Raw genomic sequence first — 13,425 nt, forward strand, 5'->3', positions numbered from 1 at the left:
AATTGTCCGTTCACCGACTGTACTCATCGAGCCGGGTGTTCGTCCGGGCCCACGCCCGTAGCGTCCGATGGGCCTACGGCTGACCAGCACCCGTGGATATGAAGTGTGGGAGACCTTGATGAGAAACTTGCCGATGCTCGGGCTGACGCACGGCAATCGCAGCGCTGTCACCTGCAATCTCAAGTGTGACAACGCCTGCGCGCGGCCGGCCCCCAATGCCAGCTGCGAGCCCAGTTTCCAGGACGTCGCCTCGGCCGCCCTGAGCCGTCGCACCCTGCTGGCCGGAGGCGGGGCCCTGGCCGCCGCCCTGGCCATGCCGGTCGTGCACGCCGAGGGCGCGGAGGCTGCCGCCTCCGGCACCTGGGCCACCAAGTCGCCGCTGAAGTTCACCCCGATCAAGTCGGTCGAGGCCACCAAGGACACCTTCACGGTGCCCAAGGGTTTCCGGTGGGACCCGATCATCCGCTGGGGCGACCCGCTGTTCAAGAACTCCCCGGCGTTCGACCCGACCAAGCCGAACGCCAAGGCCCAGGCCCTGCAGTTCGGTTACAACAACGACTACCTGGACATCATCGTCACCAACCGGGCCGGCACCGAGGCCCTGCTGGTGTGCAACCACGAGTACACCAACCGGGCGATCATGTTCCCGCCGAGCGCCTCGGACGCGGACGAGCTCGAGGTGCTGCGCACCCTGAAGGCCGCGCACGGGATGGCCGTGGTCGAGCTGAAGCGCCGCCGCCGGGGCGGTAAGTGGACGTACGTGCAGGGCGCCCGGCACAACCGGCGGATCACCGCCGACACGCCGTTCCGGTTCGACGGCCCGGCCGCCGGCTCGAAGTTCCTGAAGACCAAGGCCGACAAGGACGGCGTGCTCGCGCTGGGTACGTTCGGCAACTGCGCCGGCGGCACCACCCCCTGGGGCACCGTGCTTTCCGGCGAGGAGAACTTCAACGGCTACTTCAAGGCCGACCCGAACGCCCGCGGCAGCAAGCGTTACGGCCTGACCGACGCGGACAGCAGCTACGGCTGGGAGAAGGTCGACCCGCGCTTCGACGCCACCAAGGACGGCTACCAGAACGAGCCCAACCGGTTCGGCTGGATCGTCGAGATCGACCCCACCGACCCCAAGTCCACCCCGGTCAAGCACACCGCGATGGGCCGGATGAAGCACGAGGGCGCCAACATCCGGGTGGACTCCGACGGCACCGTGGTCGCCTACATGGGTGACGACGAGCGGTTCGACTACCTGTACAAGTTCGTGGCCAAGAACAAGTACCGCAAGGGCGACTCCCGCGCCGCCCGCAAGCACAACCTCAAGCTGCTCAGCGAGGGCGACCTGTTCGTCGCCAAGTTCACCGGCGAGATGCAGGAGGACAACGCCAACCTGGGCTCCGGCACCTGGATTCCGCTGACCAAGAACGGTAAGTCCGCGGTCAAGGGCTTCAGCCACGAAGAGGTCCTGGTGTTCACCCGCGAGGCGGCCGACGCGGTCAAGGCCACCCCGATGGACCGCTGCGAGGACGTGGAGCCGTCGCTGAAGACCGGCAAGGTCTACGTGGCGTGCACCAACAACACCAACCGGGGCGCCGACGGCAAGCCCGGCCCGGACGCCGCGAACCCGGTGAAGGGCAACAAGAACGGCCACATCATCGAGATCACCGAGCGCCGGAACCAGGCCGACGCCACCCGGTTCGAGTGGAACCTGTTCATGGTCTGCGGCGACAACGGCGAGGCGGGAACCTATTTCGCGGGCTGGGACGGACCGGTCGCGCCGATCTCCTGCCCGGACAACGTGGCGTTCGACTCGGCCGGAAACCTGTGGATCTCGACCGACGGCCAGCCGGGCACGATCAGCAAGAACGACGGCCTGTTCCGGGTGCCGGTGGCCGGTAAGGAGCGTGGTCACCTGGTGCAGTTCCTGGCCGTGCCGGTCGAGGCCGAGACCTGCGGCCCGGTCGTGCACGACAAGGACGGCTCGGTCTTCGTGGCGGTGCAGCACCCGGGTGAGGACGGCACCTGGGAGGAGCAGCACTCCTACTTCCCGGACTACCTGAGCAAGGCCGGCAAGCCGGTCAAGGGCAACTGGCGGGGCCCGCGCCCGTCGGTGGTCCAGGTGACGCGCAAGTAGTACTGCTGGTTCTCCGGACTCCGGCCCCCGCATCGTTCCGGTGCGGGGGCCGGTTTCACTTTGCCTGCGTCCATGAATCGACGAAACGCTGCAGCAGCGCAGCCAGATTCGCTGCCTCTTCGTCGGAAAACTCGGCCAGCGCCTGGCTTACGGCTTGGCGACGGGTCGTGTGCATGGCTTCGACGATCGTGCGGCCTCGGCCGGTGAGGCGGACGAGGGTGGTCCGGGCGTCGGTGGGGTGCGGCTCACGCCGGATCAGCTTCTCGGTGACGAGGTCGGTGGTGAGCCTGCTGGCCCGCGGACGGTCCACCCCGATTGCCTCGGCCACTTCGGATATGGGACGTCCGTGGGGGCTTTCGTCGAGGGCATCGAGATAGCGGTAGCGGGCTGCATCGGCTTTCGCCCCTTCGGCCCGCACCTGAAGACGATTGGCCTGCTGCTCGCGCCGTAGCCGGGTAAGGGCCTGCTCGATGCTGGCCTCGGCGCTCTGGTCCGACATGGATGCGAGATTACAACAGTTGTGCCTTGACAACCTTCTGCCCGGCGCGCATTTTGGTTGCATGATGACAACTACTGGGCGAGGAGGTCTGCCGCCGATCGGCTGGGCGGCCCGGCGGCTGGACGGCTTGATCGACGAGCAGTTCCAGCGGACGGTTGCACAGTTCGGCTTGGATCGGCGGCGGTGGCAGATCTTGAATGTGCTGGCTGCGCGGCCGGCGAGCCGGGCTCAGGTGGAGGCCGAACTGGCTCCGTTCCTGACCATGGGGGAAAGCCTGGCCGAGGTGATCGATTCGCTGGCCGGGCTGGTGGAGGTCGGCGAGGTGCTGACCCTGACCACCCTCGGGCAGGCCCGGCTGGAAGAGGCAGGCCGAGCGGTGGTGCTCACCCGTGGGCTGCTGGTGCAAGGCCTCGCGGAGGGTGAGTACGAGCAGGCGGTGGCCACTCTGCTCAAGATGATCCGGAACTTGGAAACGGGCTGACTGCTATCGGCGCTTTGTTTACGCACTCTCGGATCGCCTTCGAATCGCCCGGCCGGCGGGCCCACCCCACGCGGCCCGGACGGTCGGGGGCCACTTCTCCGCGGATCGTGAGGCGTGGCGGAGGTAATGAGGGCTGGCGGGGATGGCGAGACGTGGTGGGTGGTGTGGCGTGGCAGGGCGGCGTGGCAGGGGGTGATGAGGCGCGGCGAGGGTGGTGGAGTGCGGCAGGTGGTGAGGTCTGGCGGGAACGGGGTGGTCAGGAGCTGGAGAGTTGGCCCAGGGTGTCGGGGGCGTCGGGCAGGTGGGTCGGGTTGGAGATTGCCGGGGGCCTGGTCACGGTGAGGGTGGCTGAGGAGGGAGTGGCTGAGGTAGGAGGCTGGACGAGGCGTAAGGGCTTGCGGTGCTTGGGCTGCCGGGGCGGGGGAGCGAGGTGGTCCGGGGCGGGGGTGGTGAGCAGGAGGGTGAGCAGGGGTCCGGTGAGCAGGGTTTCGGTGAGATCGGCGCGGATGTGCTGCTCGATCAGGGCGAGGGCGGTGTGGTCGCGGCGGGTGCCGGGGGCGAGCCGGGCCTGCATCTGGTTCCAGAACGGGCGGGGCTCCCACTTGGGCCGGGTGTAGAGCGCGCCGGGCTCGAACCGTTCCAGCCGCTCGCCGTCGCGCCAGTGACTGAAGAAGACCTTGCCGCCGAAGGTGTACAGGCTCAGCGTGTCGGTGCCGTCGGAAAGGGCCTGCAGCACCACGTCTCGGGTTCCGTCCCAGCCGACCTCTTCGTAGCCGAAGGCCCAGTGGTTGCAGACACCGGCCTGCAGAACGTCGTGGCCCCCGTCCGCCCTCAGGTCCAGCGCCTGCGCGCGGGACCGGAGGGTTGCCTGCGCGGGATCGGCGCCGTAGCCGGCCAGTACCGAGGCCGGGCTGATGCCGCGGGTGAAGGTGATGGTGAAGCCCAGGTCGTTCAGGGTCCATGGTGCGCGCTCGGCGGCCATGCCGAAATGATAAACAAGTCCGGCTTGGAGGGAACGGGTTTCTGCACTGGCGTCCTGGAGTCGTTTTGGCATGCTGTCCGGATGTCTCAGCCTGATCCGGAACTCGACCCCGAGGTGTACCCGCCGATCGATCCGAGCGAGCCGGTGCCCGACGATCCCGGCGAACTGCTGCCGGACACCCCCGAGACCCTGCCACCGGCCCCGGCCGAGCCCGGTCCGGGCGATCCGGAGGATCCGGACGGCGTGCCCGAGCCGACCTGATCCCGATCCGAACCACTCGGCTCGCTCCGGTACCACTGCCGACCCCACCCCACCCCACCCGCCCCGCGACCGCCCGGCAGCCGAGGGCGGCCGGTGCGCACAACGTCCCCAAATCGGCGGTTGTGACCCCGGGGGGAAGCTCTTGATCAGCTCAGGGATACTTGCCACGGCGATTAGGTGAGCCTTACCTTTCGTCGCGGCGTGTGTACAAACCCCCTGACAGGAGAGCTGAGCCGGTGACGCCTGCGATCGACGCGCCCCCAGGCGATCCCGTCGCGCGTACCCAGCGCCGGATCAGCCAGGTGCGGCTGGGCACCGGGCTGGCCGGGATCGTCGGCCTGCTGGTGCTGCTGCTCGTGTCGATCGTCCTGAGCCTGTGCATCGGCTCCGGCACGGTGCCGCTGAGCGATGTCTGGCAGGGCGTGTTCAGCCCCGACCGCGCGGTCGAGGGGCAGCTGATCATGCAGGAGCTACGGATCCCGCGGACCGTGGCCGGGCTGCTCGCCGGTACCGCACTCGGCCTGGCCGGCGCCGTGATCCAGGGCGTGACCCGCAACCCGCTGGCCGATCCGGGTCTGCTCGGGATCAACGCCGGGGCCGCGGCCGCGGTGGTCTTCGCGCTCGGCTGGCTCGGGCTCACCTCGCCCAACGTCTACATCTGGTTCGGCTTCGTGGGCGCCGCGCTGGCCGCGACCGTGGTCTACGGAATCGGCTCGCTCGGCCGGGAGGGTGCCACGCCGGTGAAGCTGGCGCTGGCCGGGCAGGCCACCTCGGCCGCTCTGCTGGCCCTGACCACGGCGATGCTGCTGAAGGACACCGAGACCTACGACCGTTACCGGTTCTGGCAGGTCGGCTCGCTGATCGGCCGCGACACCACGGTGCTGTGGCAGGCCGCCCCCTTCGTCGGCGCCGGGGTGCTGCTCGCCCTGGCCCTCGGTCCGCAGCTCAACGCCCTGGCGCTGGGCGACGACGTGGCCCGCGGCCTGGGGCAGAAGGTCGGCACGATCCGGGTGGTCAGCGCGGTCGCGGTGGTGCTGCTGACCGGCGGGGCCACCGTCATCGCCGGACCGATCGCCTTCGTCGGGCTGGTCGTGCCGCACGCCGCCCGGATGCTGGCCGGGGCCGACTACCGCTGGCTGATCCCGTACAGCCTGCTGCTGGCGCCCTCGCTGCTGCTGATCTCCGACGTGATCGGCCGGCTGCTCGCCCGCCCGGCCGAGCTGCAGGTCGGCATCGTCACCGCGGCGGTCGGCGCGATCCCGTTCATCCTCCTGGTCCGGCGGCGGAAGATGGCTGAGCTGTGAGTACTGCTCTGAGCGAGGACATCGCGGTGCTGGCCCGGGCCCGGCGCACCGGCCTGGGCCGCCAGATCGGGGTCACCCTCGCGCTGGTCGTGGGCATCCTCGGGATGCTGGTGCTGAGCCTGTCCAAGGGCGACTTCGCGATCCCGTTCACCGACGTGATCCGCACCCTGCTCGGCTCCGGCGACGCGGGCAACCACTTCATCGTGATCGAGCTGCGCCTGCCCCGGGCGATCACCGGCCTGTGCGTGGGCCTGGCCCTCGGCCTGGCCGGGGCGCTGTTCCAGTCGCTGCTGCGCAACCCGCTGGCCAGTCCGGACATGATCGGTGTGACCCAGGGCGCGGGCGTCGGCGCGGTGGTGGCCGCGGTCGGGTTCGGGGTGAGCGGCTTCGCCCTGTCGGCCTCGGCCCTGTTCGGGGCGCTGGCCACCTCGACCCTGATCTACCTGCTGGCCTGGCGCCGCGGGGTGGCCGGCTACCGGCTGATCCTGATCGGGATCGGCGTGGCCGGGGCCTCCGCCTCGGTGATCTCCTACCTGCTGACCAGTTCCGAGGTGACGGTGGCGCAGGAGGCCTTGGTCTGGCTGACCGGCTCGCTGAACGGCTCCTCGCTGGAGGCCTTCTACCCGCTGCTGATCGCCCTGCTGGTGCTCTTCCCGCTCACCATGATCGCGGTCCGCCCGCTGTCCGCGCTGCAGATGGGCGACGACACCGCGGCCGGGCTGGGCGTGCCGGTCGAGCGCAGCCGGCGCTTCCTGCTGCTGTGCGCGGTCGGGCTGACCGGGGTGGCGGTGGCCGCGGCCGGGCCGGTCTCGTTCGTGGCCTTCGTCTGCGGACCGGTGGCCCGCCAGCTGGTCCCCGGCAAGGGCGCCGCGCTGGTGCAGGCCTCGCTGATCGGCGCGCTGCTGATGCTGGTGGCGGACTTCGCCGCGCAGCACCTGCTCTGGTCCACGCAGTTCCCGGTCGGGGTGGTCACCAGCCTGATCGGCGCCCCGTACCTGCTGTACCTGCTCGCACGGGCCAACCGGATCGGCAAGGGTGGATAAGCGACGATGACGGCCGAACACACGCTCAGCACGCAGGATCTGCATCTGGGCTACGACGGGCGCAAGGTGGTCGAGGGGCTGAACCTGGCCGTCCCGCCGGGCAAGGTCACGATGATCGTGGGCCCCAACGCCTGCGGCAAGTCCACCACCCTGCGCGCGATGGCCCGGCTGCTGAACCCCACCGCCGGCGCGATCCTGCTGGACGGCAAGGACATCCAGAAGATGCCGACCAAGGAGGTGGCCGGCGTGCTGGGCATCCTGCCGCAGACACCGGTGGCCCCGGACGGCATCATCGTCAGCGACCTGGTCGGCCGCGGCCGCTACCCGCACCAGGGCTGGCTGCGCAAGTGGACGGCCGAGGACGACGAGGCGGTGGCCGAGGCGATGCGCTCGACCAGCGTGCTGGAGCTGGCTTCCCGCCCGGTGGACGCGCTTTCGGGCGGTCAGCGGCAACGGGTCTGGATCGCGATGGCCCTGGCCCAGCGCACCGATCTGCTGCTGCTCGACGAGCCGACCACCTACCTGGACGTCACGCACCAGCTCGAGGTGCTGGACCTGCTGATCGACCTGAACGAAAAACGCGGCACCACCGTGGTGGTGGTGCTGCACGACCTGAACCTGGCCTGCCGCTACGCCGACCACCTGGTCGCCCTGCGGGCCGGAAAGGTGCTGGCCGAGGGCAATCCCGGCGAAGTGGTCACCGCCGAGCTGATCGGCGAGATCTTCGGGATGCGGTGTTCGGTTGTGCCTGACCCGATTTCGGGTACCCCGATGATCGTGCCGATCGGCCGGCACCGCTCCGGAGCCCCGGCTTGAGCTTTTCCAGAGCAACGAAAAGTCTTGCTACCGGTTAGGAAATGCTAACCTAACCACATGCGTTCCTTGATGCCCCGGCGCTCCTCGCGAGCTGCCGTTGTCGCCGTCGCCGCTGCGGCGATGCTCGCCCTGTCCGCGTGCGGCGGTGGCTCGGACTCCGACGCCGACGCGGCTCCCGCGGATGCGGAAACCAGTGCCGGCGGCGCTTTCCCGGCCACCGTGGAGACCAAGTTCGGCCCGGTCGAGGTCGAGAAGAAGCCCGAACGGGTGGTCGCGCTCGGCTGGTCCGACGCCGAGATCGCGCTCGCCCTGGGCGTGCAGCCGGTCGGGGCCAGTGACTGGCTGGCCTTCGGCGGCGAGGGTGTCGGCCCCTGGTCGGAGGGTCAGTACACCACCGCGCCGGAGATTCTCGGCACGATGGAGCTGGAGTACGAGAAGGTGGCGGCGCTCAAGCCCGACCTGATCCTGGACACCAAGTCCAGCGGCGACCAGACCCGTTACGACACGCTGGCGAAGATCGCCCCCACCGTGGGCATCCCGACCGGCGGCGAGAACTGGATCACCACGCCGGACGAGCAGATCACCATGATCTCCACCGCGCTCGGCGTGCCGGAGCAGGGCGAGAAGCTGATCTCCGACACCGCGGCCGAATTCGCCAAGTACGCCGAGGAGAACCCCGAGTTCGCCGGCAAGACGATCACGGTCGGCTCGAAGACCTCCGAGGGCTACGGCGCCTACGTGGACGGTGACACCCGGGTCGACTTCGCCACCAAGCTCGGCTTCAAGAACAACCCCACCATCCAGGAGCAGGCCACCGAGGCGTTCTCGGTCAACCTCTCGGCCGAGAACCTGAAGCAGCTGGACGCGGATCTGGTGGTGATGATGCCGATCGGCCTGGACGCCAAGGACATCACCGGCGACCCGCTGTTCGAGGCGGTTCCCGCGGTGAAGAGCGGCCACAGCGTGGTTCTCGACGACCTGGACATCAGCAACGCCTTCTCCTCCGGTTCCCCGGCGGCCACGTCGTACGCGCTCGAGAAGGTCGTCCCGATGTTCAAGGAAACCCTGGCCAAGTAAGTCTCGGCCGCAACAGTCACGCCCCCGGTGCCGGTGCAGCGGGGGCGTAACTGCTTTGCCGGACAGGTGCTTTCCCGACGCCAAGTCGTAACTTAGGTAATGCTAACCTTCCGGAGAGGCTGTACTGCTGTTCCAGGAAGGACCTACCAAGCAATGAGTTCCAAGCGTTTCTCCGTGGTGGCCGTCGCTGCCGCCGCTGTGCTGGCACTGGCGGCGTGCGGCGGTGGCTCGGAGGCCGAGGACGTCACCCCGGCCGCCGAATCCGGTGCGGAGCAGGCCTTCCCGGCTACCGTGGCCACCAAGTTCGGCGATGTGACGATCGAGGAGAAGCCCGAACGAGTGGTCGCGCTCGGCTGGTCGGACGCCGAGGTGGCGCTCGCCCTGGGCGTGCAGCCGGTCGGCTCCAGCGACTGGCTGGCCTTCGGCGGCAAGGGCGTCGGCCCCTGGGCGGAAGACCTGTACACCGAGGCCCCGGAGGTCATCGGCACGCTCGAGCCGGAGTACGAGAAGATCGCGGCGCTCCAGCCCGACCTGATCCTCGACGTGAAGTCCAGCGGTGACCAGACCCGTTACGACACACTGAAGAAGATCGCCCCGACCGTCGGCATCCCCGAGGGTGCCGAGCAGTACCTGACCTCGTGGACCGACCAGACCACGATGATCGGCCAGGCCCTCGGCGAGCCGGAGAAGGCCGGCGAGCTGATCGCCGGGATCGAGGCCGAGTACGCGAAGTACGCTGCCGAGAACCCGGACTTCAAGGGCAAGACCATCACCGTCGGCTCCCGCACCAGCCAGGGCTGGGGTGCCTACGTGAAGGGCACCGGCCGGGTGAACTTCGTCGAGAACCTCGGTTTCGAGGCCAACCCGAAGATCGAGGCGCTGCGCGAGGAGGGCTCGTTCTCGGTCAAGCTCTCGTCGGAGAACCTGAAGACGCTGGACGCCGATCTGGTGGTGATGTCGCCGATCGGACTGGAACCGGCCGACATCAGCGAGGACCCGCTGTTCCAGGCGATTCCCGCGGTCGAGGCCGGGCACAGCCTGGTGATCGAGGACGCGCTGGTGCGCCAGGCGTTCGCCACCGAGTCGCCGCTGTCGATCAGCTACGCGCTGGAGAAGGTCGTCCCGCTGTTCCAGGAAACCCTTTCCAAGTAAGCACAAAACAAATGGGGGACGTCCGTGGCCGGTTGGCCACGGACGTCCCCCATTCGCGTTTCTAGAGTCCGTCGGCGATCGCCGCGGTCACCCGCAGCCAGGCGGCGCGGCTGCTCGGGGAGAGCGCGTCGTAGGTGATCGGCCCGCCGGAGACCAGCGCCGGATCGTGCGGAACGTCCAGCACCGTGCGGGTCAGGCTGCTGAAGTGGGCGTGCAGCCGGTCGTGCAGGGCCGGATCCGGGTGCCGGGCCGGGGAACTCAGCACGGTGACCGCGTTGTGCACGACGTCGGCCTTGCCCGCCGCAGTTAGCCCGTCGGCCAGCCAGGCCGCCGACGCCGCGGTGTCCTCGCGGATGGTCGAGACGATCACCAGCTGGTCGGCCGCGTTGATCGCCGCCTGCCAGTTCGAGGCCCGCATGTTGTTGCCGGTGTCGACCACCAGCACCCGGTAGAACCGGGCCAGTGCCTTGTGCAGCTGGTCGAAGGCGACATCGTCGATGCTCGCCGCCGAGGCCGCGTCCTCGTCACTGGCCAGCACGTCGAACTGGGCGCTGCCCTGCGAGCGCACGTAGTTGTCCAGGTCGCCCACCCGTGAGGACCGCACGTCGGTGAACCGGTCGAGGTCGCGCAGCAGGTCGACCGCGGTGTTGGTGTGCCGGGCCGGGTTCGCCCGCCAGCCCAGCGTGCCCCGGGTCTCGTTGTTGTCCCAGGCCAGCGTGTAGCCGCCGCGGTGCATGCCGAACGTGGCGGCGATCAGCAGCGCGGCCGTGGTCTTGTGCGCCCCGCCCTTGGGGTTCACCACCACCACGGTCTTGGGCCCGCGCAGGCTGCGCTGCACCGAGGCCACGGCTTCGCGGTACTCCAGCTCACGCGGGCTGGGGGTGGGGGAGATCATGCCGCCGGTGAGCCGGCGAACGGCGCCCTGCCAGCCGTCCTGGGCCGGTCCGTTGGGAGCCGGGGGACGGGTGGCGAGCAGGTCGGGGAGGGTGGGTTTCGGCTGGGGGACGCCGAGTTCCTTGGCCATCTGGTTGGTGGCCGAGGGGACGGGGATGGTTGCGGTCTCGGGGGTGTTGCTGCTCGCGGACGTGGTGGCTCCAGCAGAAGTGGCGGCCGAGGGGGAGGCGGCCGAGGTGGGGCGGATCGGTAGGCCGGCCGCAGTGGTCTGCTCCGGCGAATTGGGCGGCGAGATCGGCAGGGCCGAGGTGCCGTCCGGTTCGGTGGTGCTCAAGGGTGCATCGGCGGTGCCGGCCTCGGGCGGGATCGTCGGGCTCAGGGCCTCGGACCCGGCCGTGCGGGCGCCGAGCGCGTCGCGCAGCGGGCCGTGCTTGGACCGGCCCAGCTTGGTCCGGCGGGCCGAACCCGGCAGCGGGCCCGGGGCGACCTGCTCCCAGGACCGGGCGGTGCTGTTCGGCGGCTGCTCGTCCAGCGGGAGCACCCGGCCGTCCGGGTGCACCACCAGGTGCGAGGGGCCCTCCGGGTCGACGGTCTCGACCCGCAGCGGGCGGCCGAGTCCGGCCGTCTGGACGCTGAGGTGCTCGAGAACGGCGGCCCGGGCCTGGGCGACGTCGCCTCCACCGCTGAGCACGGTCCGCGGCGAGCCGTTGATCGTGACTTCAGCGGTGCCGTCCGCGGTGATGTTCGCGCTGACCTTGGGCCAGTCCGGCACGGCGCCGTACGGGTCGGGGATGCTCACGCGGCTGCCTTTCTCCATGCTCTGCTTCACGGGGGTGAGAGGCCGCCGGATCAAAAGAAGATCAAATAGAAATGAAATGAGCGGCCCGTCACGGAAGATACGGTACGAGTACACGTAAAGTCACCAATCTTCGGAAACGTGACATAAACGTTGGCCACACGCTGCGTCGAGTGGCGCTGAAGTTCTCCGGGAACCAAAGAAATGGATGCAGCGTCTTTATCTGTCGAACGATGTGGACAGGTAGTCCACATGTCCGATGGCTGGAGAGCGTCCATGCGTAAGTCCGTCCCGATCCTGACCAGTGCCGCGCTGCTGCTGACGGCCTGCAGCGCCGACCCGCCGGGCCCGGCTGCGCCGGTGGCGGCCACCGGCCTCGGCGAGATCACCGAGATCACCACCGGCCTGGACATGCCCTGGGGCCTGGCCTTCCTTCCCGACGGCTCCGCGTTGGTCACCGAACGGGCCACTGGCAACATCCGCCGGGTTGCTCCCGACGGGGCCTCGACACAGACCGTCGGCACCGTCGAAGGAGTGGTCAAGACCTCGGAGGGCGGGCTGCACGGCATCGCCGTCTCGCCGGACTTCGCCGACGACCGGACCGTTTTCGCCTTCGTGTCCGGCCAGGACGAGGACTGGGTGGCGAGCTTCGAACTGGCTGCCGACTACTCGTCGCTGCGGCAGGAGGCGGTGATCCTGGACGGGATCGAGACCGCCGACCGGCACCACGGCGGGCGGATCGCCTTCGGCCCTGACGGCAATCTCTGGATCGGTACCGGAGACGCCTTCGAGCCCGAGAACGCCGCCGACGAGGAGGCTCTGAACGGCAAGATCCTGCGGATCGCCCCGGACGGGTCGATCCCCGCCGACAATCCGGGCGACTCGCCGATCTACTCCACCGGGCACCGCAACGTCCAGGGCATCACCTTCGGCCCGGACGGCACGGTCTACGCCTCCGAGCTCGGCCACCGCACCTGGGACGAGGTCAACGTGATCGAGGCCGGGCAGGACTACGGCTGGCCGCAGAGCGAGGGGATCGAGGGGGACGCCGGGACCGAGCCGATCTTCGTGCTGCACCCGGACGACGCCTCACCTTCCGGCGTGGCCTACGCCGATGGGTCGCTGTGGGTGGGGGCTCTGGGCGGGCAACGGCTGTGGCAGCTGCCGGTGGACGGGGCCGAGGCGGCCGGCGAGCCGATCGAGCACCTGGTCGAGGAGTACGGACGCATTCGCACCGTCGAGGTGGCCCCGGACGGCGCGCTGTGGCTGATGACGTCGAACACCGACGAGGCCACCTGGGGCGGTACCGATCCGCGGCCGGGCGACGACCGGATCCTGCGGGTGGAACTGTCCACGCCTTAGCGCAGCTTTGCCTACTGCGGAGCAGGCTCTAGGTAGCAGCTCCGTCCAGGGCGTTGTTCACCAGGGCGACGGCGAAGGCCTCGTCCAGCGGGGCGTCGAGCACCAGCAGCCGGTGGTAGCAGGCGCCCCACAGCTGGTCGACCAGCAGGGCCACATCCAGGTCGGCGCGCAACTGGCCGCGTTGCTGGGCGCGGTCCAGGGCTTCGACGGCCAGATCGCGGCGCGGACCGGAGTAGTCCCGCCGGAAGGCGGCGGCCAGGTCCGGGTCGGTCTGCGCGGTGCCGATCAGGCCCGCGATCACCGGCCCGGCCCCGCCCTCGGTGAGCAGCCGGACGAACGCGGTGAGCTGGGTGGTCAGATCGGCCCGGATGTCGCCGGTGTCGGGGAAGGCGAGAACTGGCCGGCTGCGGGCGAAGTAGGCCTCGGCGGCCAGGGCACCGGCCGAGGGCCACCACTTGTACAACGTCATCTTGCTGGACCCGGCCGCGGCGGCCACCCGCTCGAAGGTGACCGCCTTCATGCCCTCGGCGAAGAGCAGATCGGCGGCGGCTTCCAGGACGCCGGTGCGGACCTCGGCGGCCGGACGGCGGCCGCGGCCCCGTCGGACGGGTTGCTGATTCATCGGGGGCC

At 69.6% G+C, this 13,425-nt stretch carries 13 protein-coding genes; 9 read left to right on the forward strand and 4 right to left on the reverse strand.

Annotated features, from left to right (window positions below):
* The first annotated feature begins 118 nt into the window (after positions 1 to 118).
* Positions 119 to 2,128 carry a PhoX family protein gene (locus tag LR394_RS18285; protein ID WP_231443515.1) on the forward strand — a complete coding sequence of 670 codons (2,010 nt, stop codon included), beginning with the start codon at positions 119 to 121 and terminating at the stop codon, positions 2,126 to 2,128.
* 55 nt (positions 2,129 to 2,183) lie between these two features.
* Here the strand turns inward: LR394_RS18285 and LR394_RS18290 are convergent, their stop codons facing one another.
* Complete coding sequence (locus tag LR394_RS18290) at positions 2,184 to 2,627, reverse strand: MarR family winged helix-turn-helix transcriptional regulator (protein ID WP_231443518.1); 444 nt, start codon at positions 2,625 to 2,627, stop codon at positions 2,184 to 2,186.
* On the opposite strand from LR394_RS18290, the gene LR394_RS18295 reads away from it, so the two are divergent.
* On the forward strand, positions 2,599 to 3,108 hold the full coding sequence (locus tag LR394_RS18295; RefSeq protein WP_231443520.1) for a hypothetical protein: 510 nt from the start codon (positions 2,599 to 2,601) through the stop codon (positions 3,106 to 3,108). The two genes, LR394_RS18290 and LR394_RS18295, sit on opposite strands and share 29 nt — an antisense overlap.
* Before the next feature lie 256 nt (positions 3,109 to 3,364).
* Here the strand turns inward: LR394_RS18295 and LR394_RS18300 are convergent, their stop codons facing one another.
* Entirely contained in the window at positions 3,365 to 4,090 is a 726-nt protein-coding gene (locus LR394_RS18300) for a DUF6461 domain-containing protein (RefSeq protein WP_231443522.1), read from the reverse strand.
* Positions 4,091 to 4,171: 81 nt separating this feature from the next.
* Here LR394_RS18300 and LR394_RS18305 point away from each other — a divergent pair, with 81 nt between their 5' ends.
* The 6 genes from LR394_RS18305 to LR394_RS18330 all read left to right on the forward strand — a co-directional run bounded on the left by LR394_RS18305 (position 4,172) and on the right by LR394_RS18330 (position 9,743).
* On the forward strand, positions 4,172 to 4,351 hold the full coding sequence (locus LR394_RS18305) for a hypothetical protein (protein ID WP_231443525.1): 180 nt from the start codon (positions 4,172 to 4,174) through the stop codon (positions 4,349 to 4,351).
* 203 nt (positions 4,352 to 4,554) lie between these two features.
* Positions 4,555 to 5,655 carry a FecCD family ABC transporter permease gene (locus LR394_RS18310; protein ID WP_407937073.1) on the forward strand — a complete coding sequence of 367 codons (1,101 nt, stop codon included), beginning with the start codon at positions 4,555 to 4,557 and terminating at the stop codon, positions 5,653 to 5,655.
* On the forward strand, positions 5,652 to 6,698 hold the full coding sequence (locus LR394_RS18315) for a FecCD family ABC transporter permease (protein WP_231443529.1): 1,047 nt from the start codon (positions 5,652 to 5,654) through the stop codon (positions 6,696 to 6,698). Before LR394_RS18310 ends, LR394_RS18315 begins: the two co-directional genes overlap by 4 nt.
* A 6-nt stretch (positions 6,699 to 6,704) precedes the next feature.
* Entirely contained in the window at positions 6,705 to 7,514 is an 810-nt protein-coding gene (locus tag LR394_RS18320; RefSeq protein ID WP_231443531.1) for an ABC transporter ATP-binding protein, read from the forward strand.
* Positions 7,515 to 7,571: 57 nt separating this feature from the next.
* Positions 7,572 to 8,591 carry an iron-siderophore ABC transporter substrate-binding protein gene (locus LR394_RS18325; RefSeq protein WP_231443533.1) on the forward strand — a complete coding sequence of 340 codons (1,020 nt, stop codon included), beginning with the start codon at positions 7,572 to 7,574 and terminating at the stop codon, positions 8,589 to 8,591.
* A 153-nt stretch (positions 8,592 to 8,744) separates the two neighbouring features.
* Positions 8,745 to 9,743: an iron-siderophore ABC transporter substrate-binding protein gene (locus LR394_RS18330; RefSeq protein WP_231443535.1), complete on the forward strand. Its 999-nt coding sequence runs from the start codon at positions 8,745 to 8,747 to the stop codon at positions 9,741 to 9,743.
* A gap of 61 nt (positions 9,744 to 9,804) precedes the next feature.
* Here the strand turns inward: LR394_RS18330 and LR394_RS18335 are convergent, their stop codons facing one another.
* A complete protein-coding gene (locus tag LR394_RS18335) occupies positions 9,805 to 11,436 on the reverse strand; it encodes a MinD/ParA family ATP-binding protein (RefSeq protein ID WP_231443537.1) in 1,632 nt (543 codons plus the stop codon).
* Positions 11,437 to 11,709: 273 nt separating this feature from the next.
* Here LR394_RS18335 and LR394_RS18340 point away from each other — a divergent pair, with 273 nt between their 5' ends.
* Positions 11,710 to 12,795 carry a PQQ-dependent sugar dehydrogenase gene (locus LR394_RS18340; protein ID WP_231443540.1) on the forward strand — a complete coding sequence of 362 codons (1,086 nt, stop codon included), beginning with the start codon at positions 11,710 to 11,712 and terminating at the stop codon, positions 12,793 to 12,795.
* 28 nt (positions 12,796 to 12,823) lie between these two features.
* On the opposite strand, the gene LR394_RS18345 is transcribed toward LR394_RS18340, so the two are convergent.
* The gene (locus tag LR394_RS18345) at positions 12,824 to 13,417 is read right to left on the reverse strand and encodes a TetR/AcrR family transcriptional regulator (RefSeq protein WP_231443542.1); all 594 of its coding nucleotides are present in this window, start codon (positions 13,415 to 13,417) and stop codon (positions 12,824 to 12,826) included.
* Positions 13,418 to 13,425: the final 8 nt, after the last annotated feature.

Source organism: Kineosporia babensis (assembly GCF_021129305.1).
Taxonomy (GTDB): domain Bacteria; phylum Actinomycetota; class Actinomycetes; order Actinomycetales; family Kineosporiaceae; genus Kineosporia; species Kineosporia babensis.

Coding starts and splice junctions, on each gene's coding strand:
- LR394_RS18305 (WP_231443525.1), top strand. CDS start 4,172: ATGTCTCAGCCTGATCCGGAACTCGACCCCGAGGTGTACCCGCCGATC.
- LR394_RS18295 (WP_231443520.1), top strand. CDS start 2,599: ATGCTGGCCTCGGCGCTCTGGTCCGACATGGATGCGAGATTACAACAG.
- LR394_RS18330 (WP_231443535.1), top strand. CDS start 8,745: ATGAGTTCCAAGCGTTTCTCCGTGGTGGCCGTCGCTGCCGCCGCTGTG.
- LR394_RS18285 (WP_231443515.1), top strand. CDS start 119: ATGAGAAACTTGCCGATGCTCGGGCTGACGCACGGCAATCGCAGCGCT.
- LR394_RS18340 (WP_231443540.1), top strand. CDS start 11,710: ATGCGTAAGTCCGTCCCGATCCTGACCAGTGCCGCGCTGCTGCTGACG.
- LR394_RS18300 (WP_231443522.1), bottom strand. CDS start 4,090: ATGGCCGCCGAGCGCGCACCATGGACCCTGAACGACCTGGGCTTCACC.
- LR394_RS18345 (WP_231443542.1), bottom strand. CDS start 13,417: ATGAATCAGCAACCCGTCCGACGGGGCCGCGGCCGCCGTCCGGCCGCC.
- LR394_RS18290 (WP_231443518.1), bottom strand. CDS start 2,627: ATGTCGGACCAGAGCGCCGAGGCCAGCATCGAGCAGGCCCTTACCCGG.
- LR394_RS18325 (WP_231443533.1), top strand. CDS start 7,572: ATGCGTTCCTTGATGCCCCGGCGCTCCTCGCGAGCTGCCGTTGTCGCC.
- LR394_RS18320 (WP_231443531.1), top strand. CDS start 6,705: ATGACGGCCGAACACACGCTCAGCACGCAGGATCTGCATCTGGGCTAC.